This is a genomic window from Microcystis viridis FACHB-1342, from assembly GCF_014698335.1.
In the GTDB taxonomy this organism is placed as follows: Bacteria; Cyanobacteriota; Cyanobacteriia; order Cyanobacteriales; family Microcystaceae; genus Microcystis; species Microcystis ichthyoblabe_A.
On the sequence record NZ_JACJSV010000047.1, the window covers coordinates 1 to 25,613 of the forward strand.

At 43.6% G+C, this 25,613-nt stretch carries 25 protein-coding genes and 2 pseudogenes; 14 read left to right on the forward strand and 13 right to left on the reverse strand.

From position 1 onward, the window contains the following. From H6G40_RS23350 to H6G40_RS15295, 5 genes and pseudogenes are all read left to right on the forward strand, one after another. A pseudogene (locus H6G40_RS23350) lies at positions 1-272 on the forward strand (hypothetical protein); the annotation flags it as partial. 241 nt (positions 273-513) lie between these two features. Beyond that, a pseudogene (locus H6G40_RS15280) lies at positions 514-852 on the forward strand (IS1634 family transposase); the annotation flags it as partial. Between the two features lie 607 nt (positions 853-1,459). After that, positions 1,460-2,059: a superoxide dismutase gene (locus H6G40_RS15285; RefSeq protein WP_002737286.1), complete on the forward strand. Its 600-nt coding sequence runs from the start codon at positions 1,460-1,462 to the stop codon at positions 2,057-2,059. Positions 2,060-2,262: 203 nt separating this feature from the next. After that, positions 2,263-3,057 carry an alpha/beta fold hydrolase gene (locus H6G40_RS15290; protein WP_002737067.1) on the forward strand — a complete coding sequence of 265 codons (795 nt, stop codon included), beginning with the start codon at positions 2,263-2,265 and terminating at the stop codon, positions 3,055-3,057. Next, positions 3,017-3,913 (forward strand): tRNA (5-methylaminomethyl-2-thiouridine)(34)-methyltransferase MnmD, encoded by an 897-nt coding sequence (locus tag H6G40_RS15295; RefSeq protein ID WP_002736656.1) that lies wholly within the window; start codon positions 3,017-3,019, stop codon positions 3,911-3,913. Before H6G40_RS15290 ends, H6G40_RS15295 begins: the two co-directional genes overlap by 41 nt. A 112-nt stretch (positions 3,914-4,025) precedes the next feature. Here the strand turns inward: H6G40_RS15295 and sixA are convergent, their stop codons facing one another. Continuing rightward, the gene (sixA, locus tag H6G40_RS15300; protein ID WP_002735419.1) at positions 4,026-4,520 is read right to left on the reverse strand and encodes a phosphohistidine phosphatase SixA; all 495 of its coding nucleotides are present in this window, start codon (positions 4,518-4,520) and stop codon (positions 4,026-4,028) included. 52 nt (positions 4,521-4,572) lie between these two features. After that, on the reverse strand, positions 4,573-5,796 hold the full coding sequence (locus H6G40_RS15305) for a DHH family phosphoesterase (protein WP_069474189.1): 1,224 nt from the start codon (positions 5,794-5,796) through the stop codon (positions 4,573-4,575). 263 nt (positions 5,797-6,059) lie between these two features. Between H6G40_RS15305 and H6G40_RS15310 the strand changes: the two genes are divergently transcribed. Then, complete coding sequence (locus tag H6G40_RS15310) at positions 6,060-6,647, forward strand: hypothetical protein (RefSeq protein WP_069474188.1); 588 nt, start codon at positions 6,060-6,062, stop codon at positions 6,645-6,647. 102 nt (positions 6,648-6,749) lie between these two features. Here H6G40_RS15310 and H6G40_RS15315 read toward each other — a convergent pair whose 3' ends face one another. The 4 genes from H6G40_RS15315 to H6G40_RS15330 all read right to left on the reverse strand — a co-directional run bounded on the left by H6G40_RS15315 (position 6,750) and on the right by H6G40_RS15330 (position 12,076). After that, positions 6,750-8,018, reverse strand: a complete 1,269-nt coding sequence (locus H6G40_RS15315; RefSeq protein WP_190537906.1) for a glycosyltransferase — start codon at positions 8,016-8,018, stop codon at positions 6,750-6,752. After that, positions 8,018-9,760 carry an ABC transporter substrate-binding protein gene (locus H6G40_RS15320; protein ID WP_190537908.1) on the reverse strand — a complete coding sequence of 581 codons (1,743 nt, stop codon included), beginning with the start codon at positions 9,758-9,760 and terminating at the stop codon, positions 8,018-8,020. Before H6G40_RS15320 ends, H6G40_RS15315 begins: the two co-directional genes overlap by 1 nt. A 199-nt stretch (positions 9,761-9,959) precedes the next feature. Then, positions 9,960-11,099 (reverse strand): citrate synthase, encoded by a 1,140-nt coding sequence (locus H6G40_RS15325; RefSeq protein ID WP_002755096.1) that lies wholly within the window; start codon positions 11,097-11,099, stop codon positions 9,960-9,962. Between the two features lie 260 nt (positions 11,100-11,359). After that, positions 11,360-12,076, reverse strand: coding sequence for a Uma2 family endonuclease (locus tag H6G40_RS15330; RefSeq protein ID WP_002737017.1), 717 nt, complete (start codon positions 12,074-12,076; stop codon positions 11,360-11,362). A gap of 864 nt (positions 12,077-12,940) precedes the next feature. Here H6G40_RS15330 and H6G40_RS15335 point away from each other — a divergent pair. After that, positions 12,941-13,162 (forward strand): hypothetical protein, encoded by a 222-nt coding sequence (locus H6G40_RS15335; protein ID WP_002755098.1) that lies wholly within the window; start codon positions 12,941-12,943, stop codon positions 13,160-13,162. Next, positions 13,155-13,568: a pepsin/retropepsin-like aspartic protease family protein gene (locus tag H6G40_RS15340; protein ID WP_002771473.1), complete on the forward strand. Its 414-nt coding sequence runs from the start codon at positions 13,155-13,157 to the stop codon at positions 13,566-13,568. Before H6G40_RS15335 ends, H6G40_RS15340 begins: the two co-directional genes overlap by 8 nt. Positions 13,569-13,629: 61 nt before the next feature. Here H6G40_RS15340 and H6G40_RS15345 read toward each other — a convergent pair whose 3' ends face one another. Beyond that, complete coding sequence (locus H6G40_RS15345; protein WP_008197125.1) at positions 13,630-14,412, reverse strand: pentapeptide repeat-containing protein; 783 nt, start codon at positions 14,410-14,412, stop codon at positions 13,630-13,632. 502 nt (positions 14,413-14,914) lie between these two features. Next, positions 14,915-15,910 carry an L-lactate dehydrogenase gene (locus tag H6G40_RS15350; protein WP_052275820.1) on the reverse strand — a complete coding sequence of 332 codons (996 nt, stop codon included), beginning with the start codon at positions 15,908-15,910 and terminating at the stop codon, positions 14,915-14,917. A gap of 235 nt (positions 15,911-16,145) precedes the next feature. On the opposite strand from H6G40_RS15350, the gene H6G40_RS15355 reads away from it, so the two are divergent. Next, complete coding sequence (locus H6G40_RS15355) at positions 16,146-16,487, forward strand: DUF952 domain-containing protein (RefSeq protein ID WP_024969157.1); 342 nt, start codon at positions 16,146-16,148, stop codon at positions 16,485-16,487. On the opposite strand, the gene H6G40_RS15360 is transcribed toward H6G40_RS15355, so the two are convergent. Both H6G40_RS15360 and cofG read right to left on the reverse strand, forming a co-directional pair. Then, on the reverse strand, positions 16,464-17,777 hold the full coding sequence (locus H6G40_RS15360) for a cytosine deaminase (protein ID WP_190537910.1): 1,314 nt from the start codon (positions 17,775-17,777) through the stop codon (positions 16,464-16,466). The two genes, H6G40_RS15355 and H6G40_RS15360, sit on opposite strands and share 24 nt — an antisense overlap. 159 nt (positions 17,778-17,936) lie before the next feature. Continuing rightward, positions 17,937-18,824 carry a 7,8-didemethyl-8-hydroxy-5-deazariboflavin synthase subunit CofG gene (gene cofG, locus H6G40_RS15365; protein WP_069474184.1) on the reverse strand — a complete coding sequence of 296 codons (888 nt, stop codon included), beginning with the start codon at positions 18,822-18,824 and terminating at the stop codon, positions 17,937-17,939. Between the two features lie 112 nt (positions 18,825-18,936). On the opposite strand from cofG, the gene H6G40_RS15370 reads away from it, so the two are divergent. Beyond that, the gene (locus tag H6G40_RS15370; RefSeq protein ID WP_002737025.1) at positions 18,937-20,601 is read left to right on the forward strand and encodes a transglutaminase domain-containing protein; all 1,665 of its coding nucleotides are present in this window, start codon (positions 18,937-18,939) and stop codon (positions 20,599-20,601) included. Here H6G40_RS15370 and H6G40_RS15375 read toward each other — a convergent pair. The 3 genes from H6G40_RS15375 to H6G40_RS15385 all read right to left on the reverse strand — a co-directional run bounded on the left by H6G40_RS15375 (position 20,598) and on the right by H6G40_RS15385 (position 21,918). Continuing rightward, on the reverse strand, positions 20,598-20,864 hold the full coding sequence (locus H6G40_RS15375) for a hypothetical protein (protein ID WP_002736422.1): 267 nt from the start codon (positions 20,862-20,864) through the stop codon (positions 20,598-20,600). The two genes, H6G40_RS15370 and H6G40_RS15375, sit on opposite strands and share 4 nt — an antisense overlap. Positions 20,865-21,068: 204 nt before the next feature. Further along, on the reverse strand, positions 21,069-21,656 hold the full coding sequence (locus tag H6G40_RS15380) for a hypothetical protein (protein ID WP_002738075.1): 588 nt from the start codon (positions 21,654-21,656) through the stop codon (positions 21,069-21,071). Continuing rightward, positions 21,646-21,918 (reverse strand): hypothetical protein, encoded by a 273-nt coding sequence (locus H6G40_RS15385; RefSeq protein WP_002736556.1) that lies wholly within the window; start codon positions 21,916-21,918, stop codon positions 21,646-21,648. Before H6G40_RS15385 ends, H6G40_RS15380 begins: the two co-directional genes overlap by 11 nt. Before the next feature lie 296 nt (positions 21,919-22,214). Between H6G40_RS15385 and H6G40_RS15390 the strand changes: the two genes are divergently transcribed. From H6G40_RS15390 to H6G40_RS15405, 4 genes are all read left to right on the forward strand, one after another. Next, entirely contained in the window at positions 22,215-22,925 is a 711-nt protein-coding gene (locus tag H6G40_RS15390) for a sirohydrochlorin chelatase (protein WP_069474191.1), read from the forward strand. Beyond that, complete coding sequence (gene folK / locus H6G40_RS15395) at positions 22,922-23,386, forward strand: 2-amino-4-hydroxy-6-hydroxymethyldihydropteridine diphosphokinase (RefSeq protein WP_002738130.1); 465 nt, start codon at positions 22,922-22,924, stop codon at positions 23,384-23,386. The genes H6G40_RS15390 and folK overlap by 4 nt, the downstream gene beginning before the upstream one ends. Before the next feature lie 157 nt (positions 23,387-23,543). After that, positions 23,544-24,908, forward strand: coding sequence for a GTP-binding protein (locus H6G40_RS15400; RefSeq protein WP_002755169.1), 1,365 nt, complete (start codon positions 23,544-23,546; stop codon positions 24,906-24,908). A 132-nt stretch (positions 24,909-25,040) separates the two neighbouring features. Next, entirely contained in the window at positions 25,041-25,562 is a 522-nt protein-coding gene (locus H6G40_RS15405) for a hypothetical protein (protein ID WP_002755170.1), read from the forward strand. The last annotated feature ends 51 nt before the right edge of the window (positions 25,563-25,613 follow it).

The following is a 25,613-nucleotide window of genomic DNA, read 5'->3' on the forward strand; positions in this document are numbered from 1 at the left end:
CTTTCGTTAGCTTTTTGCCTAGAATCGCTAGATCTATTTCTAGCGAGAGAAGCCAGAAGCCTGTGTTGGCAAGTTTTCTAGCTCGCTTGTCCCCCTGTCAGGTGTATGTGTTAAGAACTTCTCTGGAGTCAACCTTGATGGATGCAGCGACAACGGTTAAAGCTTATAAAAGTTTGTCTCAAGTGGAGGAGGCATTTCGCTGTTATAAGTCAATTGATTTAAAGGTACGTCCTATCTATCATTATCAGGGTGATAGAGTCAAAGCTCATATCTTTTTATGCTGACAGGGGGACAAGACATCTCAAAGCGTTGTCCACAAAGGTTTTTAGGCTCCTCAGTTACAAATAGATACATCCCTTTCAGCCAAAAAGCTAACGAGAGAATCAGGGATTTGGGCGAGCTTATTAGAAATCTTTATCAACAATGGGGAGTGATCTGCATCGAACTTTTTCGCTCGAACACCCCAAAAAGCTTATGCTGTAAGGAGTTCAGCCAGCTTGTCCCCCTGTCAGCTTTTTATGTATGTTGGCTTATTATGTGGAATGGCATTTAAAACAGTGCTTGGCTCCTTTGTTATTTGAGGATGAAGAAATTGATGATGGTTCTCTGAATGTGATTAAAGCGAGTCGCAGTGAATCCGCTCAGTCTAAAGAGAGAAAAAAACGGAATCAAGAGGACTTTCCTGTGCATAGCTTTCGGACTTTGTTGGAAGACTTGGGGACGATTTGCTTGAATACAGTGGAATGTATGATTAGGGAGGGAAGTTATCGTTTTTCTAAGATAACTCGACCGACTAAACTGCAACAAAAAGCGTTAGATTTATTGGGAGTTTCCCTGATTTGTACCCAGTAACGGGGCGGCGGAAATTCTTTTAATCCCTTCTACAGCACAGGTTATGGCTTTTTGTCAACGGGGAAGTCCAGTAATACGGGGTAAAATTCAATGGGATTGCGAATTTCATTTCACGAGTCTTCAGGCTTTTGAGGTGATAGTACACCCAAAGTTGCCCCAAAAATCCCCCTTTAAAATGTTCTTTAAATCCCTAAAAGGCTTGCTCTAAAACTGAGAATTGCTGTCACTGCGGCGAAAAAAACCGAGCCGGACTCCCTAAAGACGTGGAAAAGAACGGCCACTGTGAGAGAGTAGTATCCATCGTCTCAGTCTTGAGATGCTCTGAAACTATGCACGACCACTGCTTGAGATATTTGTTTTTCAGCATTGCCTTTCACGACGCTCCTCTAAATCTCTAGCTTGATGTTCTCACCTTGAGTGTGTGACTGCTCACCTCTTTATAATAAACCTACACCTGTCAGGGAGAAGGGAGGGGGGAGAAGGGAGAAAAAAGCTGATCGATCAGTGATCACTGATTCAAGTCTCCTTCGGTGCTATGATCGAGGATGTAAAGTTTTATCAACACTACCTTAAACAAGCTCTCAAGAGAGGATATAAAGAACAACAGATGGCTTACACACTTCCCCCTTTACCCTACGATTACACTGCCTTAGAGCCTTGCATCACCAAAAGCACTCTAGAATTCCACCACGACAAGCACCACGCCGCTTATGTCAATAACTATAACGGTTTGGTCAAAGATACGGAACTCGATGCTCTCTCTTTAGAAGAAGTTATCGTTAAGGTTGCTGGTGATGCTTCTAAAGCTGGGGTTTTCAACAATGCCGCCCAAGCATGGAATCATAGTTTTTATTGGGACTGCATGAAACCGGCGGGTGGCGGTGCGCCTACTGGTGCTTTAGCCGCTAAAATTAACGCAGATTTCGGCAGTTTCGAGAAATTTGTCGAAGCTTTCAAAACCGCCGGCGCGACTCAATTCGGTAGCGGTTGGGCTTGGTTGGTTCTCGATAACGGTACTCTCAAAGTCACCAAAACTGGCAACGCTGACAATCCTTTAACCGCCGGACAGGTTCCCCTCTTAACTATGGATGTGTGGGAACACGCTTATTATCTCGACTACCAAAATCGTCGTCCCGATTACATCAGCGACTTTTTAACCAAGTTGGTTAATTGGGATTTCGTGGCTGCTAATTTAGCGGCGGCCTAAAAATTTGGCTCAGTTAATCAGTTATCAGTTATCAGTTATCAGTTATCAGTTATCAGTTATCAGGGGTTGGCGAGCAGAGAGAAACCATCCATAGGTTGGAGGTTAATACTACTCTTAAAACTGGCAAATCTCTCTAATATTAATTATCCTTAAAGTAGATAACCAGAAAAAACTTTTTTAACATCGATCGCGCTTGTTGCACAATGGAACAACCTGTCAGTTGGATTATTCCCCGTCATCCCCGTCCCGATTATCCCCTGTTTGTATTTTTACCCGGAATGGATGGCAGCGGCCAACTCTACCATCGTCAGATTAAAAACCTTGCTCCTTACTTCGATCTGCGTTGTTTGGCGATTTCCCCGCAATATCTCGGCGATTGGGAGGAATTAAGCGATTGCGTGATTGCTTTATTGGCACAGGAATTAAAGGGACAATCGAGAAAAGTCTATCTCTGCGGTGAGTCTTTTGGTGGCTGTTTAGCCTTGAAAATAGCGACAAAATCACCAAAATTGCTTAAAAAACTGATTTTAATTAACCCTGCTTCTTCTTTTAATCAAAGACCTCTTTTAAGCTTGGGAATCGGTATCACCCAGATGATGCCCGATTTCATCCATAGCGGCTCGGCACTAACTATTTTACCCTTTCTGGCCGCTCTGGGTCGAATATCCCGGGAAGATCGCCGCTCTCTCCTCAAAGCCATGCAATACGTCCCACCGAAGACGATTAGCTGGCGTTTATCCCAGTTACAACGGTTTCAGGTTAGTGCCAGCGAGTTAAAAAGTCTGCAATTGGAGGTGTTAGTGATAGCCAGTCAAGGAGATCGACTCTTACCATCGGTAGCGGAGGCTAAACGCCTAATTCAGCAGTTACCCGCCGCAAAATTAACAATTCTGCCCCATAGTGGTCACGCTTGCCTACTGGAAACCGATATTCACCTCAAAGACATTCTTCATCACCATGCTTGTCTCCCCCGAAGCTTACCCGCAAAAAGTCACTGAGGATGGTTCTTATACCTTTTTTTCGACCGAATTCGGCGAATGTTATCATTCTACCTCCGGGGCAAGGGAAGAAGCCGAGAAAAAATTTATCCTCTCCAGTCGTCTGGCAGCAAAAGCAGACCAGAGCAATAATCTGAAAGTTCTTGACATTTGTTACGGCTTAGGGTACAATGCCGCCGCAGCCTTGGCGGCCATTTGGCGAGTTAGGGGGGATTGTCGGGTAGAATTATTAGCGTTAGAAAGCGATCGAATGGTTCCCCTAGCAGCTATTAGAGAGAATCTCTTAAATAGTTGGAGTCAACCAATTCCCGAATATTTAAGTGATTTTGCCCATAATCACCGGCTGGACTTGCCTAATCTCACTGCTAAACTGTTAATCGGGGATGCGCGACAGACGATAACCAAGGTGATTGAGGCGGGTTTTCAAGCGGAGGCAATTTTTCTCGATCCCTTTTCCCCGAGTAAATGTCCGCAACTGTGGACGGTGGAGTTTTTAGCTTTAGTGGCCAAATGCCTGAGTCCGACGGGTTATTTAGTCACCTATTCCTGTGCTGCCTCGGTGCGAAGGGCTTTACAATTAGCAGGATTGCAGATTGGAGCCACCGATAGCGTCGGGCGGCGATCGCCAGGGACAATAGCCAGTTTTTTGTCCTTACCCCCATCTCTATCGGCACAGGAACGGGAACATCTGCAAACTAAGGCCGCTATTCCCTATCGAGACGAGACTTTAACCGACCCAGCCGAAGTGATTATACAACGTCGTCGCAGCGAACAGGCTCTCTCTGACTTAGAACCGACTAGCCACTGGAAAAAACGTTGGCAAAGAGCGGTGAGTTCGATCGAAATCTCGGAATGAGATTAATTGGGAAAGAATCCCCGGGCTAAAATTTGTTTGTATTGCTGATGCTGTCTCGGTTCTAGGGTTTGACTAGAGACAATTCTCGCTCGCGTTTTCCGAAAGTCCCACCCTATAGGAGTAATTTCGGGGCTGTCAACCAGAATAACTGACACTTACCTAGGGGATTTTGTTGATTGGGAACCTCTAGACCAATTATTCCCGCTTTTTTGACCGATAATTTTCCTTGAAACTTGCCCCAAACTAGCATTTCCGTCCAATAGCCTAAATCCGGTTCGTGGCCCACCAGTGCAATCGCGTTTTCCTCTCGCTGATAGTCGGACTTTTGCCACCACTGCACCCAATCTTGAATATTGCCATTGGGCGATAGGGGATTAAATTGCTCAATTTTACTGCTTAAACCCGCTTTTTGCAAAATTTCGGCGGTTTGCACGGCACGCACCAATGGGGAAGTGAGAATTAGGTCAAATTTCACCCCCAACTGTCCTAATCTTTGGGCAACTTTAGCAGTTTTTGCCTTACCTTCCTCGGTTAAAGGACGTTCCCTATCGTTGAGATAATCCTCCGATTGTCCTGCTAATCCATGACGCACAAAATAAAGTTTCATATCAGTGTCGGGTCGGTCTTGGCGATGATAATAGATAGCTGAGGTCTGATACTTAGGTGCGAATTACCTTTTCATCGGGGTTAACTAGATGGGAAAGTTTTTGTTTGATTTGGGTGTCATACATTTCCCACTTAAGTTTAGCGTATTCGGCATTATTATTAAAACCACCGAGGAAACCGATAGGAATTTCAAAACCTCCGGCCATATAACGGCCACCACCAAAAAAGCGACCTTGGTTATCTTGTCCGAAAGCTTCCTTGAGAAATTCATCGGGATCTAGGGTAATTTTACTGGTACGCATAGAACCAATGACTAACTCGATATCCTCATCTTCATCGTGAACGATACCATAAACTAAAGCCGTGTGAACATTTTCTTCTGTCACCAAAAAATCGGCAGCCTGGGGAATCGCATCTCGGTCATCATAACGCAAATAACCGACCCCGGCGATCGAATAATTATTTTTAATAATACGGTTTTTTAAGGCTCGTTCGATCACATCCATCACCCGTCGGGATCTGGCCGATTGCAGGACAGCGTTTAATAATTGAGCATCGTAGAAACGACTGAGATAACCAGCAGCAATAAATTCACACTCTTGCGCTTGCATTAAATTATTCGTGTCTGATCGCAATCCGTGCATCAAAGCTGTGGCACACTTAACATGGACGGTATCGCTACTATTAAAATTCAGTAACCCTTTTTGGATATATTGGGTTAACATCGTCGCTGTTGCCCGGATTTGGGGACGAATATCAACAAATTCCGCCTCTAGATCCCCTTGGCGAGTATGATGATCAATCACGGCAATAACGGGAATTTTTGCCTGTTTAACCAGAGTGGTTAACTGACTATTGGTTCCCTGACCATCGACGAAAACACAACCCTGATAAACTGAAAGATCTCTATCCTTGAGGGTATGGACTCCCCAACGTTTAGCCGGTAAACCTGTTAGTTTTACCAAAGCGACATTTTCCTGATGGGAGAGAGTACCCGCATAGACTATATCACAGTGAATATCGTACTGTTCGGCGATAATTTGATAGGCCCAGGCACTAGAAAGAGCATCGGGATCCGGGAAATCCTGCATCACCACAATTTGATTTTCGCCGCGGTGATTTTCCAAAGTACGTCGCAGGCGATCAATTAGGGAAATAAGTAGGGTATCATTACTAACCGTGACTGGAGGAAGGGGACATACTGCCGACGGTTCCCCTAACACTATATCGGTTTCGAGGGACTTGGCAGGAACTAGACTCAGTAATTCAGCCATCATTTTTAGAAAAGTTTGCTTAAGGGTAGATTCAGTCGGGATTTTTTGAGCTAATTAATTCTAGACGATATTCTGGCTCGATCGGTTCATCTCAAATATTAAGCTTTTCTTGCCCCTAGCTCCCCACTGTCGGGCTATAACTCTAGTCTATCAAAAGACCTTTCCTGTTTGTTCTGGGAGAGCGGTTAGGAGTGAGGGCAATTAACCATCGCTGCCATTACCTGTGAAAATAGATAATTTAGATAGTCAACGCCTTACCATTAATCATGGATAAACCGATAGATATTGAAGTAGTTAGAACTGAAGCACTAAGAAAGCTAGGCAGAAATATAGTTAATTTTTCAAAGATTGAAGGTATTTTAAAGTATCTACTTTCAGTTAGTCAGATTGAGAGATTATCAACATCAACTCGTAACCAGTTCGTTGACAGTCATGAGAGATTTCGTAAGCGCCCATTAGGTCAACTGGTTAAGGAATTACATAACACTGTGCTAGTGGATGATAGTCAGTCTGAACCTCAACTAGACTCTTCTGAGTTAGGTATGTCTTTGTCATTTAAGGTTACCTATAGTGACTCAGATTTCTTAAATGCTCAGAAACAGGCTCTCTCAGACATTGTGGCGGAACGAAACAAGCTGATTCATGAAGATTTAGCGCTACTCGATACTAGCTCTATAGAAGACTATTATAAGTTAATCAGTCTTTTGGATGAACAAAACCCTCGATTATTAACTCATCTTGAAGAGCTTGGGTGGATGCTAACCTCATTTATAGAGGGAATAAAAGACCTTCAAGAATTCATTAAATCACCAGACTTTCACCAGTTTATACACTCTAGCCAATCCGATGCCTAACAAGTGCGTGTACAGGGAACGGCGGCAGACACTATCGGTTATGATGCAGACAGTTGGTCACACCCTGTCCCCAGGAAAAACTTTTTCAGCAGACCCTAGCTATTATACCGATAGGACGGGTTGGCCGGTAGAAATGGCTTTTTCGACGATATCGGCGGCCATTTTCACTCCTCCAGTCTTCTGTAGTGCTTTTTGCATTCTCAGGGCATTTTCTCGGTAACTGGGGACGGATAAGACCTTTTCAATCGCCTTTCGTAAACGGGGAACTTCTAGACGGGAAATCGGAATCACTTCCCCTGTCCCCGACCATTTTATCCGAGCAGATACCCCCGGTTGGTCGTTAGTGATGGGAATGGCCACCATCGGTACAGCTTGGGCAAGGGATTCTAGGGTAGTATTTAAGCCTGCGTGGGTGATAGTAAGAGAGGCTCTGGTTAAAAGCTCTAATTGGGGAGCGTAGGGAACAACTAGGGCGTTTTTGGTGGTTATTTGAATGTTAGAGTCGGTATTGCCCAAGGATAAAACTAATTGTACCGGCAAATCGGCACAGGCTTCGGCGATCGCATTAAAAGTCGATTGTAGGCGAGTTTGAATTGTACCAAGGGAAGCATAAATCAAGGGTTGTCCGGTTAATTTTTCGTAGGGAAAAGGAATCGGTTTTCTGGTGGAGGAATCGTGAAAGGGGCCGGTAAAGTGGAAGTGAGCGGGTAAATTTGGCCGAGGAAACTCGAATTCGGCAGGTTGTTGGCTAATTTGGGCAATGGGTGAATAGCGTTGATTGATGTTTTGATAGGGAATTAACCCCCATTCTTGACGTTGCCGGTTGATTAACTCATTCAGAGGACGAGTCAGAGAGTCAAGGAGTTTATAGCCAAGTTTATTGCGAATAACCCCGATAAATGAGGGATTATAGTCCCAAGTAGTCATAAAGGGCGGAATAAGCGGGTCACGATTTAAAACCAATGCCCCAGCAAAACTGACAAAGGGAATAGCTAATTTTTCTGCGATTGTACCCCCTGAGGGGGAGACTTGATCGACAATTAGGGCATCAATTCCCAAGCGACGCATCTCTTGAGGGATAGTTTCAAAGAGGGCAGCGGTAGAATTAGTCACTGATTGTACCGTGCGACGGACGGCGGCTGTTCCCTGTAATTGACCAATTTCGGCTAAATTTTTGGCTGATGTGCCTTTCGGATATTTGTCGGGTGCAATTGCCTGAAAATTTAACCCGGCTGCTTGCACCATTTCTTCACCATCAAGAGTTAAAAAACAGGTAACTTTATGACCGCGTTTTTGTAACTCTTTTCCTAAAGGTAGGAGAGAATAAATATGTCCAGAGGTTGTAGGACAGAGTAAACCAAAATGAGTCATTAAACACCTCCACAGGTTTTCTTTAATTCTTCTAGATTCCAGAATGCTCCACCCAAGGCGGAGAATTGTATTCCTTCAAAGCAGTTACGCACGGCCCCCAAAGCGAGGGGATTGACAAGATAAATAAACGGGACGTATTCCTGTTGAAGTTGTTGAATTTCATTATAGATAACTTTGCGCTTCTCAAAGTCTAATTCTTGGGAACCTTTGACGTATAAATAGGCGATTTTTTTCTCCCAATCCGCCGCTTGCCAGCCTTGAATTGGCGGGCTGCCGGGTTGAGGTTGTTGGTTAAAAGCGTGGAGATTTCCATCTACATACCAAATATTAGGGGCGTGGGGTTCATTATCGCCGGTAAAACCTAAAATATGTGCTTCCCAATCTAGACTATTACTTAGTTTATCAACTAAATTGCTAAAAGCGATCGCTTGAAAATCCACTTGAATTCCTATTGCGGCTAAATCATTTTTAATTTGCGCCCCAATAGCTTCCCGGATTTTGTTACCTGCATTAGTAATCAGGTTAAATCTAACGGGATTATTATCGGCATCGACTAAAAGATTATCACTATTATACTTAAATCCCGCCTCTAATAATAATTCTTTGGCTTTTTCGGGATTATAATCGTAACCTTTCAGGGTTTTATCGTAAAAAGGCGATTGGATAGAAAGAAAAGAATTTTGTGCTTCTCCTAACCCTCGATAAATATCATCAATCATTCTTTGACGATTAATGCCGTAGGCAATAGCTTGACGGAAATTTAAGTTATTAAACCACCTGGATTTAATTGGCTCTATTAGGGGTTTTCCGTCGCGTTTGCCTTGGTTGAGATTAAAACCGATAAATTGGGTTCCGTAGGCAGGTCCGCCGTTAAAAATAGTGAAATTTCCTCTTTCTTCTTCGGTTTTTAAGAGGGAGAAAAATTCGGGAGTTACCCCAATAGAATCTAAACTTCCCGAACGAAATTGCAGTAAAGTTGTATCTTGAGATTCAACAATTGCCCAAATTACTGAAGTTATATGAGGTAATTGTTGTCCCTGGTCATCTTTTTTCCAATAGTAAGGGTTATTCTCAAAAATAATCCTTTGTCCCGTGATATATTCTTTTAGTTTATAAGCACCATTAAAAACAATTTTATCGGGAGGAGTATCTAACCCCCAAGTGGAGAGAAATTCTAACCTGCCATCGGGGCTTTTTTTCTGAATAGTTTTTTCTAAAGCGTGTTTAGGTAAAATCGGTGAACTGACAGCATCTAAAAAAGGAGCAAAAGGTTCGGGTAGTTTAAATTCGATTCGGCGATTATCTAGTTTAGTGATAACTGGAAATTCTTTTTTTAATCCTATTCTTAAACTATCGCGGTAGTTGTTGGGAATATCAGGATTTAGATATAAATCTTTATAGGTAAAAACCACATCATCAACGGTTAAGGGTTGACCATCCGACCATTTTAAACCCTCTCTCATAGTAAAAATAATGTTCAAATTATCATCGGAAATTGTCCAAGATTCTGCCAGGACTGGTTCTTTTTTGCCAGTAATGGGATTTTCTGTTAATAGTCCTTCGTAGGTTAAACCAAAAATATTCGGGGATTCGGCCGATAAAACAGCATTAAAGGTTTTTGGGTCACTTAATACCGATATGACCACTTGATTGCGTCTAACTTGATTACCACAAGCAGTTAGGGAAATCAGCAATAAACAAGAAATTAAAAATACCGTTAATCTGCGCCAAAATTTCACCATAATCTTTAATATTTTTCTGTCCGACTATTTAGAAGTAAAGACCTTGTCTTGCTATATACACCGAAACTGACCAAGCTGAAAGCCGATGGACTGTTTCCTTGTCCCATCAATATAACAGGAAATGAGACAAAAAATCTCGCCTAGGAAAAATTGACAAAGGCGAGAAACCGTGTTTCCATTCAAGAATGGGAGATAAAATCTAAGAACGTTGTTCGATCGGTGTATAGGGTACTTCGTGTTGTCCGGTGTAGATTTGGGTAGGACGGAAAATGCGGTTAGCATTTAATTGTTCTTTCCAGTGGGCCAACCAACCGGCCACCCGGGAGATGGCAAAAATCGGGGTAAATAAATCACTGGGGATGCCTAATTTCCGATAGACCAATCCCGAATAGAAATCCACATTAGCATAGATACCTTTTTCGCCGTAGATATCCACCACTGCTTGTTCTAATTCTAGGGCTATATCGTAGTATTCATCGGAACCTAATTCCGCGAATAATTGTTCGGCAAGGTTTTGTAAAATCGTCGCCCGGGGATCCTTAACTTTATATACCCGGTGTCCAAAACCCATAACTTTTTGTTTGTTGGCGATACATTTTTCCACATAGGGACGAACATTAGCCACCGAACCGATTTCCTCTAACATTAACAATACTTCCTCGTTTGCCCCACCGTGGAGGGGGCCGGCGAGAGTTCCCACTGCTGAAGCGATGACACCGTAGGGGTCGGTTAAAGTGGAGGCCGTCACCATAGCCGAAAAAGTCGAGGCATTCATGGTATGTTCGGCGTGGAGAGTCAAACAGACATCGAAAACTTTCGCCGCTAAATCCGTCGGTCGTTTTTCCGTCAACATATAGAGGAAATTGGCCGCATAATCAAGACTATCGTTGGGCTGAATGGGGTGATTACCTTTGCGAATTAATTGAAACGCCGCCACCATAGTCGGGATTTTCGCTAATAGCCGGACTACTGCCTGACGGATATAGTCGGGATTATCCAGGGCCCGCCTGGCATAGTATAAACCCAAAGCCGCCGCCGAAGTTTGTAGCGCATCCATGGGATGGCCTTTTTCGGGGAAGCATTTCATCATGTCTTCGATACGGTACTTGATGCGTCGATGATAACGGATTTCATCGGCAAATTCTTCCAGTTCCGCCCCCGTGGGCAGAGCACCCCAGATAAGGAGATAGGCGGTTTCGAGGAAGGTACTTTTTTCGGCGAGTTCCTCAATCCGAATGCCCCGATACTCCAAGATTCCCTTTTGCCCATCCACAAAGCTGATACTGGACTGGGCGGCGGGAATTCCTTCTAAACCTGGACGATATTCACAAACTGTCATAGTTCTACCTTTCCGTGGCGAAGATTAAGCCCTAACGCTAACTTACTTGATTTTTCCACCCTTACCGAAATTTTATAGAAATTCTTCGGTTCTGCCTCTCCTGTTCAGGATTGGGGAGAATTGGACGGAAATTAATCCTATTTAGCGATTGCTTCGTCGATTTAGTCAGCCCTGCCCTAGCGCATTTTTTCTGGGCTTACCGTTCCGACTCTAGCTAGTGGACTTGATATTTATCTACTTTCATTGTACCGATAATTTTTTTAAGTTTCTTCGGGATTAATATTTAACTCCCGCAGTTTTGCCGCCAATCGTTCGGCCCGTTGCCGTTCCGCTTCGGCCCGTTGACTTTCCGTTTCGGCCCGTTGCCGTTCCGCTTCAGCCCGTTGTCGTTCCGCTTCGGCCCGTTGTCGTTCTTGGTTGTAACTGGTGAAAGGTTGACCATCGGGATAATACAAGAGTAACTCTGGTTGGGCTAATTGAAAACGAATGCCCAAGCGAGGACTGACCCAATTATCGAGATTTTCCAGACTTTCGAGCCGATTTTCCCGACGAATACAGCCACCCAAATCATTTTTATCGGGATTATAAATGTAGTATTCTTCCACACCATAACGGTCATAAAACAGTAGTTTTCTGGTCATTTCCGTTTGGGTATTACCCGGAGAGAGAATTTCAAAAACCACTTGTGGGGGGATATTGTTCTCTTTCCACTGTTGATAGGAACCTCTTTCGCCTTTTGGTCTGCCGAAAGCTACCATCACATCGGGTGCTTGTCGAGTCTTATTATCTCCCTCCACGGGATACCAGAGTAAATCACCGGCGACAAAAACATCGGCATCATTGGCAAATAACCAGTCTAAATTCGCTTTAATCGTCGTAATCCAGCGAAATTGTCTTGTATTGTCGGCCATCGGTTTACCATCGCTATCGGGATAGACGATTGTGGTTTTCGGGCTGTCGTCGAGTTGTCTAACCATTGCTTAACCCTAGAATTTCGTCTTTGCTTCCTTAATAGTATAACTTTACTATAAAAAATCGGAGCAAATATTTAGGGATGGTGATGGTCTTAAATGCTGTTTAAAAAGTATCGGGGAGTGGGGAGTGGAGAGTGGGTTTTGAAAGTTCGATTGGGAGTTTTATCATCTTATACCAATTCTCCAAAGTCTGACTACAGAAGTTTAATCCCCCTAAATCCCCCTTAAAAAGGGGAACTTAAAGGGGGATTTAAATTCGATGTGTAGTTTTCATTTAGAGAAATGGTATAAAAACCTTTTCTGCAAACGTTAGGACAGATGAACTTTTTTCTTGCCTTTGATGTTTGTTTTTACAGATACGGGCTCTTCTAGGTTCTGTGTGATAAGTTTAACTTACTATATGATCGATCTTTGTGTCCTTTGTGTCTTTGTGGTTCGTTCCACCCCCTCGCTAGGAGGAATGTATCTTAGAATACATTTTACCCACCAAACCTGGGAGAGCCAGATACGACTTAGCATTTGAGATTAGTCAAAAATAGTTTGACTAGAGAAAAAAGAGGTGTGTTAGATTTCATTAACTACCAGAGCGGCGTACTGCTACGCAGTGCCTTCGGCATCGCAATAGAGGAAATGCGATCGCAATAAATCCTCATCTGGCCAGAGACTTAATTGATTGACAAAAATCGCCCTTTATAACCCCGTCCATGGCCTAACACAAACCGAAGAACTATAAAGATTAGATTGAACATTTCTGGGATTTCTGTCTAACAGCAAAGTTAGCCTGCTTTTGGGGCAGGGATTAGCGCAAAGGTGGTGTTATACTCAGACAAAGTGCAGAAAGTCAAAATCCGTAACTTTCTTGAATCCATGCTGACAACTACTCAATTTGCGCCCCTACTAAAGCAATTGTCTTACTCCGATAAGCTCTTATTACTTAACTTTCTTGTAGCCGAGTTGCTCAAGGATTCTGGTATTGTACCGATGTCTATTGAAGATGATCTCCCTAGACAAGGTTTACATGACTCTTTTGAGGCTGCCGCCATTCTTGCTCAAGCATTAAAAGAGAAACAAGAATTGACTCATGGCTAATAAGGTAAGATTTGCTTTCACTGAGGTAGATCCTAGTCTTGGGGCATTAAGTGCGCTTCCTTATTTACCATTGACATTAACTTATCAAAGTCAATCCTTGAATGTTTCGGGTCTCTTGGATACTGGCTCTAGTGTTAATGTGTTGCCCTATGAAATGGGTTTAGCTTTAGGTGCAGTCTGGGAAAATCAAAGGCTATCTCTGCCATTAGGAGGTAATTTAGCTAGATTTGAAGCTCGTGCATTGGTTGTTAAAGCTACTGTTGAGCAATTCCCCACCGTAGATTTAGCCTTTGCTTGGACACAAGATAAATATGCGCCGCTAATACTAGGACAGATGAACTTTTTTCTTGCCTTTGATGTCTGTTTTTACAGATACGACTTAGCATTCGAGATTAGTCAAAAATAGTTTGACTGGAGAAAAAAGAGGTGTGTTAGATTTCATTAACTACCAGAGCGGCGATCGCAATTCAATTTATTTTAACCATACCTCTTGATTCAGGATTAAATCCTTCTGGAAAACCAGTGGAGCAAGGGTAACTCAAGGATAAGCTTTCACACAACTTGGGTGAAGTGCTTGCATCAGTGTATTTCGCATCTTGCAGATTAGCTCTGTATAGTGTTGCCATTTGAAGTTTTGCTCCGGCTAAGTCAGAAGATTGAAGATTGGCTTCAACCAAGCCAGCACTATGGAGGTTTGCTCCCCTCAAGTTTGCACCTCTCAAGTTTGCTCTAAACAAATCAGCTCCTGCAAGATTAGCAATACGTAACCTAGAACCTTGAAGATGCGCTGCTGCTAGGATAGATTTTTGAAGATTCGCTCCCTCCAAACTAGAGTTTTGAAGATTTGCCCCTCGTAAGTTGGCATTTTTGAGATTTGCTTGCCAGAGATCTGCATTAGGCAATTGAATATTTTGCAAAAAAGCGTTCGGAGCTTCTAAGCCTTGTAAACTCTCAGGGTTCCATGTCAACCAGAACCAAGGAAATCTGTGCCGTCCTGGAATGCCTGGAGAGGCATTTAATAACTCAAGGGCTTGAATTCGTCCTCCGCTACCTTTTTGCTCGTAAGCGGCAGTAATAACTGTCCACGCTTGAGTAACGTCGGAGTTACGCTGTTTTTGCTCCCCGTAAGTGAGATAAGTAATAGCGGCAATTAAAACAGCTAGATTTGATATTGGTCCTAACTGTTCTAACAGCTTCAAGGTCTTCTGACACGTCTTCTTAAGATGATCAATCATTTGCGCTTTAGCCATCAAAACTCCCGATTGCTTGAAGATTGCCCCATGAAAGCTTAGAACCTCGACTGCTACAAAAGTTAATTCAAATCAATTCCAATACCTATACCTATTCAGAAGTGGACAGAACTGGCATCACCAAAGGGTGAGCAGGCCAAATATCGATTATACAGAAACTTTCTCCATAACACTCTTGAGAGTAACGATGTGGGTCAACTTTCAGCATATCACACCATTTTAGAACCATCGCCAGAACTTTTACCCATATCATACCCAAGAGCATATTAGCCAGATTAAACAGCCTCTTTTAAGTAGATTCCTAACAACAAGCTGAAATAAGATAGACTTTTCGGGAAGTCTAGCACTAATTGCTTCAGTCCACCCCATAATTACCTAATTTTCGGGGAAAAAGTGCCAAAATTTTGCCACCGATCGCTATTATGTATGGCACTTTTTCAGGGCAAAAAAATCTAAAAATCTTAGCCAACAATGTTTTTAGATTTATTCAGCCAACCCTAAGTTAAATTTTGAGTTGATCGATTAAATCGCGCATAATTTTGGCCGAATTATGTAACTGTTGGGTTTCTCTGGGACTGAGAGCAAGATTCAGAGTTTTAATCACTCCTTTCTCGTTAACCACCGAGGGAATACTTAAACACACATCTTTGAGACCGTATTGACCATCGAGGAGAGTGCTAATAGTCAGAATTCTTTCTTGGGAACGTAAAATCGCTTTAACGATATCCGTGGTAGCTAAACCGATCGCATAGCTAGTATAACCCTTGCGTTTGATAATTTCATAGGCGGCGTTTTTAACCTGAAGAAAAATTTCTGTTAAGCTTTCTTGGTCGGCTGCGCTTAAATCCTGCCAATCTCCTTCGAGTAACCTTGCTCCTCCGATATTAGCCGAACTCCACACAGCAAGCTCACTATCCCCGTGTTCACCGATAATATAAGCGTGGACGTTACGCGCATCTACATGGAGTTGGGTGGATAAAAGAGAGCGTAAACGGGCAGAATCTAGCACCGTACCCGAACCAATCACCCTAGAAGGCGGAAAATGGGTTATTTTCAAGGTAACATAGGTCATGATATCGACGGGATTACTCACCACCAAAATTAAAGCACTGGGGCAGTAAACAGCCACATCCGCAAGAATACGGCGAAAAATCGCCACATTTCGTTCAAGGAGATGTAATCTGGTTTCTCCCTCTTTTTGGGCGGCCCCGGCAGTAATAATCACCACATCGGCATTTTGTCCCACATCGGCCACGGTTCCCATTTTCAAGTCTGTGGGTTCAATAAAAGGCATTCCGTGCCTTAAATCCATCACTTCCCCTTCGACTTTATCCGTGGCGATATCTTGCAGAATTAATTCATCAAAACAGTCTTGAATTAACATCGAGTAAGCGCAGGCCATCCCCACCTGACCAACACCGATAATTACCCCCTTGCGAGGACGCAGCGGCGCGGGTTTTTCAGCGTAGGGATTGGGAGTAAATATTTTATCTAGCATAGATTTTTGCAGTTATTGCCTCGGTAAGCTCATTTTAAGGGGAAAAGGTTAATATCAGGTAAAAAGAGACTATCAAGAGATTTTGAGGCCGTTATCGGCCATTTTTTTCTGGTAATTGGTCGGACAAATTTCTTGTCTTTATTCCCTGACCCCTAGTTTAAGAGAATTGAGGGCCGCTGACAGCTTCAGGCTATATCCTAAAATTAGGGATAAAGTGACAGTAGGAGGCGAACCGATGATCTATCACATCACTACAGAAAGAGGTTGGCAAATAGCTCGTGAAATGGGGGAATATCGGGCGTATTCCCTAAAAAATGAGGGATTTATCCATTGCTCCACCTTAGAACAAATTCCGAAAGTTGTGGCCGCTTTTTATCAAAATCAGCCAGATTTGCTGGTTTTAGCCATTTCTCTCGAACAATTGCAGTCCCCGGTTAAATGGGAGCAGCCCCAACATCCTAACCCAGAAAATGCCACTCTAGAGCTAGAAAGAGAGACCTTTCCCCATATTTACGGTGCTATCAACCTAGAATCGGTGGTTTTTGTCAAACCCTTACAGGAGTTGCTCAATTCCTAGAACTAAATCATCTAACTCTTGGTAATCGGGGAGAGTAGTATCGATGCTCAACCCGCGCCGAATCACAAGGCGATCCCACTGTGGTCGCGATAATAGCTCGCTAAAGTATCGCGCCTTGAAAATTAACAAATTTGCCTCTAGACCCGTCTTAATGCGCCCTAAATGGGGCAATCCGAGCAGATTTGCTGGGGTGAGGGTGACACTATTTACCCAGTCAGCGTAGGGTGTGTCGAGATGGGCAATCCGCACCGCTTGGGTAAAGACTTCTAAACCATCGTGATCCCCAAAACCATAAAAGGGATCGCGACAGTTATCACTGGCAAAAGCCACCGGAATTCCCGCTTTTTTCATCTCTTTTATCTTAGTTGTTCCGCGCCAAAAAGGGGTTTTTTCCTCTTGACGATCCTGTAGGTAGAGATTGCACATCGGCAAGCTAACGATAGCAATACCCGCATTTTTGACTGAATTTAGGGTTTCTTGGATTATTTCAGGGGATTGTACCGCTAAACTGCAACAGTGACCACAGATGATTTGTCCGTCAAATTGCTCTTTGATAGCAGTACGGGCGATCGCTGCTAAACAGGTAGAATCGGAATCGCCGTTTTCATCCAGATGAAAATCGAGATTTAAACCCCTTTCTTGGGCTAATTTGAAGGTAATATCAATTTGTGCCTGTAAATCGGGATTTGTGTAGGCTACTCCCCCTAATATGCCCCCAAATTCGGCAATTTTATCGGCTAAGGCCGCTCCCTCGGAGGTTTGATAGTAGTCAAGGGAAACTAGAGAAACCGCTTGCAGGGTGATTTTACCGGCCCATTGTCGTTGCAATTCTGCCAAAGCAGTTAAGCTAATCTGTGCCTGTTGACCAAAAGAGTCGATATGGGTGCGAATAGCGGCGGTTCCGTGGGCATAACTGCATTTAACGCCGAATTCCATGCGACGATACACATCCTCTAAGCGCCACTCCCGTCGGGAATCCTCTAGGGCCATTTTTAAGGCACTGTCAAAAGTGCCATCATGGTTAGGACAACGATGCCAACTATGACCTTTATCGAGATGGGTGTGCATATCGACAAAGCAAGGAAAAACAATCTTTTTTTTGAGGTCAATAACGGGAATATTATCTTCGGGGGGGATGGTTGAGGTGATGCGATTAATGTTACCGTCATTAATTTCCAGATTAACTAAGGTTAATCCCTCGGCGTTTTGGGGAGAGAAACTCTCATTTTCTAGCAGGGAAACGGGAATATGAGCATTTTTGAGCCAGTAGCGCTCGCTTGAGGGAATCATAAGACCTCTGGTAAAAATCAAAAATTGTTGTTAGGGTTAGGAGTCTGTCGTCGGTCGTCAGGAGAATTAAGAATGAATAATAATCAATTAAGGGGTATTAAGTAAGGAGTGTTCAATGGCATTAACAGTGCTATCTTTTCCCTGATTACTGGTCACTGATTACTGATAAACCGGCAGACGCGGCTTTAATTCCCAGCCATAAACTGCTAAAAACTCCTTTAATTTATCGGGGTGTAAATGGAGGTAATCGGGATTAACTTCATCGATCAGGCCAATACCGCCTAAATCCCGCGCTCCTGCCGCTAAACAATCCAAGAGAAAAAGAGGATCAGGGACTAGATTCGGGGGAATTTGAATGACAATATCTGGGGGCAAAATTTCCCTAGCTTGTCTAACCAGATCGGGTAATTTTTGCAGATCAAAAGGGTTATTTTGCCACTGTTCTCTTTTACCCGGATTGTAGGGTTGTAGGATCACTTCTTGAATATGTCCCCAACGTTGATGAATAGTGGCAATAGTTTCTAAGGTCACTAAGCGATCGCATTCTGTTTCACCAATTCCTAATAATAAACCCGTGGTAAAAGGAATTGCTAATTCTCCCGCCCATTGTAACTGTTCTAAACGCAGGGATGGCACTTTACTGGGGGCATGACGATGGACAGTATCTAATAAAGTCACCGTCATTTGTTCTAACATTATGCCCATAGATAGATTGACATTTTTCAGGTTTTCCATCTCAGCAAAAGTTAAAATCCCCGCATTGGTATGGGGATAAAAACCCATATTTAAAGCCAATTCTCCCAAATTATAAATATGCCGAAACCATAACTCTCGATTGGCTGCTAAAGGATGAACTTCGCCGCTAAGAATTAAAATTTCCGTAATTTCCGAACCCTGCAAAGCAGTTAAAATCTCTTTGGCTTTTTCCAAACTTAACCAGCCATCAGTGCCTAAATCCCTGCGAAAATTACAATAACTGCAACGATTGAAACACTCGTAGGTAGGTACAAGGGTATGAGAGGGACTATAGGTGACAATTCTTGACATTTTTTTCGGGATTGCAGTTCATTACGAGCATTCAAGGGCGAGAAAATTTGCTATCGTGGGGAGAATTGCTGTTTTATTCACCTAAAAACGCTCTCCCTTTTCGTTTCCTCCTATGATTTTCGATCCTGCCAGTCTTCCCTCCCATCGTCAAACGATTCGTCCGATTAGCGCCACGGCTCTGCACGGAATTGTATTTCAAGATGACAAATTAATCGCTATCGACGCAAAAAACGGCTATTTATACCAAATTGCCCTCGATACTGGTCATACAAGCGTACTTAATTCCCATCGCTGGCAGGAATTCGTCGGGACGACGGGATTGGCAATCGATGATCAAAATAACCTCTGGTTTACTACTCGCGAAAATCTCTACTGCTGCACTCTCGAAGATTTTACCCCGAAATTTTTTACCCGTCTTCCCTACACCGCTAACGGAGTCGCCGTAACTGGTAACACAATTTATGTCACTTGTCAACGTTCTGGACAAATCTTTATATTTGATCGCCAATCGGGACAGGAAATTACTCGTTTATACGCGCCTGGTATCGGCATCGAAAATATCACCATTCGCGGGGAAGAACTTTGGTTAACGGATACCCTAGAACAAACGGTTTACTGTCTTGATCGCGCCACGGGAGAACAGCTTTTTAGCATGATAACTCCTTTTGAATCGCCGACGGGATTAGCATTTTATCGCGATGCTAACAGTGGCAAGGATATATTATATGTGGCCTATGCTTTCCAAGAACCCTGTATCCGCGATAATCCCAATTCTGAACAAGTTCACGAACTTAGTTATCGTCCGCGTACTTTTGTCCATCCTCTATATTTTCACTACGATCCCGCTAAAAAATACACCCTTTCTAACGGTTATCTGATTGAATTATCCTACGTCGAGGAATTAGAACCCCTCTATAATATCGAACTCAAAAATGTGGAATGGCGCATCGCTTTACCCTTAGAAACACCGCGGCAAAAAATTCGCAGCGTCGAAGCGGTGGGATTGCCTTTTATTGAAGAAATTCAGGACGGGCAGCGGGTAGCAGTATTTAAGTTCGAGCAAATAACCGGCAAACAACGTCATATTTTTGGTTGGAAAGTCGTATTAGAAGTATGGGGTATTAAATACCAAATTACCCCCCAAGATTGCGAAGATTTACCCACCTTACCCGCCGATTTTCCCGATCGCTATTTGATCGATAATGATGATCTGGCCATGAGTACAGAAATTATCCTCAATGCTGCCGAAGAAGCGACCGGTCGGGAAACCAATCTGCTCCGAAAAGTTTATAGTATTCGTAATTACGTCTATGATCAGCTTTCCTACGGTATCAAACCCAACATCGACACCCCTGATATTGCCCTGCGGCGCGGAGTCGGTTCCTGTGGGGAATATGTGGGTTTATTATTGGCTTTGTGTCGTCTCAATGGTATTGCTTGTCGCACGGTAGGACGTTATAAATGCCCACCCCATCCCCTCGAACGTAATTTACCCCTCGAACCAGATTACAATCACGTCTGGATGGAATTTTATCTTCCCTCTATCGGTTGGGTTCCCATGGAGTCCAATCCCGATGATATTTTTGAAGGCGGTCCCTATCCCAATCGTTTCTTTATGGGTTTAGCTTGGTATCACACGGAAATTGCCAAAGATATCCCCTTTGAACGAATGCTCAGTGAAGGACAACCGGTGTTAAAAACCCAAGTTCCCATCGGCGATTTAGCGATTAATCACGTTCAATTCATCATTCTTGAGGAATTAGCCCCAAAAGACTAGAATTCTGACCCATCATCTAGGATGCCCATTTCTCTATCTCTGGCTTCTTTGAGTTCTTTGACCATTTGTAAACCCGCACCCACACAGAAGCCCAGGGCTGCCCCGGCACCGGCAAAATAACGTCTATAGATGATTTGATAGTTATAGGGATTTCTATAGTTGACTTGGCTGGGATTGCGTTCAATGCGGCTAATGCCATAACCGATACCAGCACCAACTAAAGCCGTTACTAGGCCTGAAAATAGAACTAGACGAAGGTTCATGATCTTATCTCCCGATAGACTCTGACTTTAGATTATCGCTGAAAATTAGTTAATGGCAAGCTATCGCAATAATTCGTTATCAAGTGAACCAAATCGCCCACAAAGCTAGAACTGTGGATAGGAAACCATAGGATTTATCGAATCGCCAAAAAACCAATCTTTCCCTATAGGTAGTTATTGGTAAAAGTTAAGGTGATTTATCTATTACCAGACTTTTTTTACTCCTGTAGGTAAACCAACTCGCATAAAAAATCTAGCGAAAGCTTGAGATAAATGTTCACGATAGGGAGGACGTAAACGAAGTCGAGGTTGCTGTTTATTTTGCAAGAAGGATTCCAAAAAAGTCCTCGGTAAAGTGTACACATCATGAAAATCAACTATTCGATGAGTTAATTTTAGGTTGCCGATTTCCCCTTCGTTGAGCATAGAAAGATTCCATATATAACCATTTTTAATATCATCACAATATCTCCCCCACGCCTTGGCCGTAGGATTTTGTTTCATATTGTTCATTGTCTGTTCCCAATATTCTTGATATTGACTGAGAGCAAAGTGAGGGGAAAGGATGACATTATTGACTTTCTTGTTTTCTAAGTCGCAGCCTTGGGTGATAACAACCAGATCAATCTCAGCTACTTCCACTAAGGATCGAAGGGTTTCAATTTCTGTTTGATTGCTTACCTCAACAGATTTAGAAGCCCAACGAACCACAGGACAATTAAGAATAATATCCCCTTGGGTTAACTCAACATTTGCATCTACCGCCTCATACCAAAGGTCATTAGTTATCATCTTCGATTCGAGACTTATCAATTATAACACAAGGTTTCCAAGTGGATTTTTCCTGAGATTTAATGTTTACTTCTTCGGAAAATAAGATTTTCGGTTGATGAGAAACTACAAAAACTCCCCGACAATCCAGTTCATCATCATCATCTTCTGCTGCGTCTATCCGGCAAGATTCTGATGATAAAACTGTAGGTAATTTTACCACTTCTATTAGGGGTGGTTGTTCGTAGGAGGGTAATTGTTTACTGTCTGTTTCCACTTTCACGTTAACTGCCTCGTTGACTAAGTTGGGCGATTAATTAGGTTATACCTCAATATCTAGGCTAACTCAAGCCGGCGGGCCGATTTGCTCACACTTTACATCGCGTAAAATGGTAGCACTTCCCACCAATGGGGACGTTTTCCCGCTTACCAGCTAAATCGAGAATATCAGGGGCATTTATGCCTAAAGGGAGAGAAAATGTATTAGGCTAAAAACTAAACTATTTTGGCAAGATTTCTTTGAAGACCTCCTCAGCCTATTTATTGGTTTTCCACGGTAGTCGCGATCCGCGTCCAGCCATGGCGGTGACGCAATTAGCAGCCTTAGTTCAAGAAAAAATCAGTCAACCCGCCGAAAGATTAGGGAGTAAATCGGAGTTTAGCCCATCTCTAGCGGTTCTAGAAGCAGATAATCGGGTATTAGTCGGGACTGCCGCCCTAGAATTAGCGATAACACCGCTCCATCAACAAATAGAAGCTTTTGCCCAACAAGCACAAAGCCAAGGATGTAACTGGTTGCAGATTATCCCCCTGTTTCTCCTGTCGGGGGTTCACGTTAAAGAAGATATTCCCGCGGCCGTGGCCAAAGTGCGATCGCCGATCAAGCTAGAGTTAAAGCCCCATTTAGGCAGTTATCAGGGCATAAAATCGCTGTTATCCCGACAATTTGCTGATTTAAGCCCCCAAGACCGCATTTTACTATCCCACGGTAGTCGTCGCTCCGGGGGTAATCGGGAGGTGGAAAATCTAGCGGCGTTTTTTGGAGCAATTACAGCCTATTGGTCGATAGAACCGAGTTTATCCCAACAAATCGAGAGTTTAATCGCTCAAGGTAGCCAAAAAATCGCTATACTGCCCTATTTCCTCTTTGCTGGTGGAATTACGGATGCGATCGAAGCCCAAGTTTTTGAACTATCACAAAAGCATCCAAATGTCAATATATTTTTAGGTAAATCTTTGGGAGCGACGGGGGAATTAGCCGAGATTATTGTTGAGGAAGGATGTGGATGAAGCGAGCAGCGATCGCTCTGGGCAGTAATTTAGGAGATTCAGCGACAATTTTAGGGCAAGCTTTAGGGGAATTAGAGCGAGTCAAAGGAATTAAACTAGAAGCTCATTCCCAATGGTATCAAACCGCGGCCGTCGGGCTGCCTCAGCCCGATTATCTCAACGGTGGCGCCATTGTGCAAGTGGATTTATCGCCCCTAGATTTACTGCATAAATTATTAGAAATCGAGCAGTTATTCGGGAGAGTCCGACGGGAAAGATGGGGACCGCGTACCCTCGATTTAGACTTAATATTTTATGAAGACCTGATCTTAGAAACGCCCGAATTACAGATACCCCATCCCCGCTGCCGAGAACGGGCCTTCGTGCTGCTTCCCCTGGCAGAAATTGCCCCCGATTGGCGAGATCCCGTAACCGGAAAAACTATCCTTCAGCTATTGGGACAATTGGGATTGGCGGAGTAGGATGTTAGGTGTTAGGGTTTTAGTGGAAAACTTCGCTAATTTCTTTTCACTGATTACTGAAAAGTCTTCCCCTGGCCCCAGATAACCTCATCTCAGTTACCGCCCCGAAACTCTACAATAAAGGCAGCAGCATCAATAAACAGTTAAAAAATCAACCGTGACCAAGACCCCATCCCTCGAGGAAACTCATTACAATCAGGCTAAGGCTAGTTTACAACAGGCCTTAACTTGGTATGCCAGTTTTCGCCGCCATTGGAATTATCCCCCCGATCCCCAACTTCAGGCCGCCGTTAAACAGGATTTGCAGTCCTTAAAATCGGCCTTGGATAAACTGGATGAAACGGTGATTCGGGTGGCAGCCTTCGGGTTAGTCAGTCGCGGTAAATCCTCGGTGGTAAACGCTTTAGTCGGTCAAAAAGTCCTGACAACTGGACCCCTGCACGGGGTGACACGCTGGCCGCGATCGGTGCGTTGGACACCAGCCACGGGTAAAATTCAGATAGAATTAATCGATACCCCCGGATTGGATGAGATTGAAGGGGAAGCGCGGGCGAATATGGCCAGAGAAGTCGCTAAAAGTGCCGATTTGATTTTATTTATCGTCGCTGGGGATATTACCCGCACCGAATACGAGGCCTTAGGAGAATTGCGCGGGGCGAAAAAACCGATTATTTTGGTGTTTAATAAGATTGATCTCTATCCAGAAGCTGATCGCCGTCAGATTTTTCAGCAGTTACAGAGATTAGGAACCAATCGGGACGAAAAAACGTTAGAAGATTTGTTAACTAGCGATGAGATAGTTATGGTAGCCGCCGAACCGCAACCGATTCCCGTCCGGGTGGAATACCCCGATGGGAGCGTGGTGACTGAGTGGGAAACCCCTCCCCCCCAAATTGAGGAGCTGCAAGATAAACTCTTAACGATTTTAAATCGGGAAGGGCGATCGCTGCTGGCCTTAAATGCTTTAGTGCAGGGGCAAGAAGCGGAGGAAAATATCGCTAGAAAAACCCTGGAACTCCGGGACAGTCAAGCGGAGGAAATTATCTGGCAATACGCAAAATATAAGGCTTTAGCGATTGCGGCCAATCCGATCGCTATTTTAGACCTACTAGGGGCTTCAATCGTCGATTTGACTCTAGTTCGGGCTTTAGCTCGTTTGTACGGCCTGCCAATTACCAGTCACCAAGCTGGTCAACTCTGGCGGACTCTACTTTTGAGCAGTGGGGGGTTGCTGGTGGGGGAAATCCTCAGCACTGTGATTATCGGTTTGGGCAAAACGGCAGCGGCAGCGGCGAGTATTTTTGAAAATCCCACCTCTTTAACTCTCTACGGTAGCACCGCTCTCCTACAGGGAGCAATTGCTGCTTATGGAACCTATATCATCGGGAAAGCCGCTAAAATCTATCTAGAACGCGGTTGTAGTTGGGGGGCATCTGGACCGAGTACGGTGATTAATCAAATTCTTGCTCAAGTTCATCCGCAAACTATCTTATATCGTTTACGTCTAGAGCTAGAACAGTGATTTTAAGGTAAAAAGGAAAAAAGGCGACAGTGATCAATTAAATATTTCCGACTGACTACTGATGACCGACTCCTAATTTTAGAAACTTAATTTTTGACAACGACCACTAGCTAGAAATATTGAGAGAAAATCATGTCTGCTGCCCATAATTCTTATATTCCCCTTCCCGTTTCTCGCCCAAAAAGCCAAGGCAGTCAGCCTCGTCCCCAGTCACCAGTAAATCAGACGACCCCAACAGTAAAACCGACGACTAAATCGGTGGTGAGAGTTCCCGTGGCCCCAACACAAAAACAATTAGCCTCGCGTCAATTACGTTTCCTTTGCCTCCTAGAAAGAATAGTAGCTGTGATTACTTTTTGTCTGTTGGGTTCGACTCTGGGAATATATGCTTGGACGGTATATATTCCCAAGGTTTGGGACAAAGAATTTGGTAAACTGGAAACACTGCAACGTCACGAGCGCAATCTTTTGGCTACCAATGAAACCCTTAAACATCAACTAGCTGAACAAGCAGAAAAACCCGAAACCGGATTAACTCATCCCCAACCCTTCCAAACTATCTTTTTACAGCGTAAATCGGCTCCTAACCTGAAACAGTATCCCGCTTCTCAATCCCAATCTACCGTCAATTCTCAACCCAGAAGTGCCTATTAACAGTTATCAGTTATCAGTTATCAGTGGGTAAGTTAAAAGTTATCAGATGTG